This is a genomic window from Treponema sp. R80B11-R83G3 (assembly GCF_054786115.1).
Genome location: NZ_BDHF01000221.1, coordinates 1 through 1,345 on the forward strand (window position 1 = coordinate 1; position 1,345 = coordinate 1,345).

Annotated in this window: 2 protein-coding genes and 1 pseudogene; all 3 read left to right on the forward strand. The window is 37.8% G+C overall.

The features are described from left to right. A pseudogene (locus ACYVRH_RS12785) lies at window positions 1-293 on the forward strand (hypothetical protein); the annotation flags it as partial. 175 nt (window positions 294-468) lie between these two features. Next, window positions 469-684 carry a hypothetical protein gene (locus tag ACYVRH_RS12790; RefSeq protein WP_461257282.1) on the forward strand — a complete coding sequence of 72 codons (216 nt, stop codon included), beginning with the start codon at window positions 469-471 and terminating at the stop codon, window positions 682-684. Between the two features lie 44 nt (window positions 685-728). Continuing rightward, window positions 729-1,082: a DUF2335 domain-containing protein gene (locus tag ACYVRH_RS12795; protein ID WP_461257283.1), complete on the forward strand. Its 354-nt coding sequence runs from the start codon at window positions 729-731 to the stop codon at window positions 1,080-1,082. Window positions 1,083-1,345: the final 263 nt, after the last annotated feature.

The following is a 1,345-nucleotide window of genomic DNA, read 5'->3' on the forward strand; positions in this document are numbered from 1 at the left end:
ACGATGAAAAAAGGGCTAAAATAATTGATATAACCAACCGAGAGGAGGGCATAGCGATGGCAGTAAAAACCATGACAGGCTTCACGCAGAACGAGATAGAATACATACGCAAGATGGGTGAGTTAAAAGCTGAACTAGACTATCAAAATGGAATGACATGCGCCGAACGTGAAGGGCGTAAGAAAGAAAAACTTGACATTGCCCAAAAAATGAAAAATGCAGGACGCCCATTGAATGAAATAATGGAATTCACCGACCTCCCCATAGAAACTATTACCCAAGGGCTACAATAAAGGACATAATAAACCACAAAGAAGTGAAAACCAATTAGCAATGAGCAGTGAGCAGTGAGCAATGTTGTTGTTCGTTATCTGTGCGTGGGCTTCACGATAAGATTGCGGACAAATATGCAGTATTAGGCAAGAAAAAAGGCTTGACTAGCTTCTTTAAAAAGGCGATACTTAAAATATGACTGATTTTTTATACGCCAGACCTTCTGTAATGGAGGGGATAGGCAGAAATATGGATTTTTTTGGTTCAATGAACTCTTATAATTACTCTAAAAACGGAGATGAAGCCGATAAGATAGCTATTGCCAATGACTTATTGGCAATTTATTTGGATTTATATAATGCTTATTTAAATACCTTATGTCAAATAGAAACAAAAAAGACCGTCGATTAGTTAATCTGGAACAAAATCAATCGGCAGTTTCAGAATACAGTATAATGGCCGCTTTTAGAAAAGGCCCGTTACCGCCGCCGGAAGAAATGCAGAAATACGAAAATATTTACCCGGGAGCCACAAAATTACTTTTTGATAACTTTGTCGCACAAACTAATCATCGTATAGAGTTGGAAAAAACAGTAATACTGGGAGATAATAAAAGAGCGGATAAAGCACAGAGAAATTCTTTTATTATTGCCATGTCTATATTGGTATTAGCTACTATCTTATTCTTTTTAGGTAGAAATGGATATGCCACAGGAGCTGTTATCGCCGCCATAGCCCCTATCATTATTGCGTTCATAACCGGTTCGATATCAAGAAAGAAAGAGAGAGAAACAAAACAAATTAAGTAAACTTTGAACCAAACAAAAACCAAATATTTACCAGAAAAATTAGCAATGAGCAATTAGCAGTGAGCAGTGAGCAGTGAGCAATTAGAAATTAGAAATTAGCAATGTTGTTGTTCGTTATCTGTGCGTGACCAAGAGAGGGAGTGGGGGTTTTTGTTCGTTATCTGCGCGTGAAGTTTACGCATAGCCCTCGGACAAAAACCCCACTCCCCACTCCCAGTGTGAAAATTTTCCAAAAAATTTTTAAAAACAGTCAAGCAAAACCG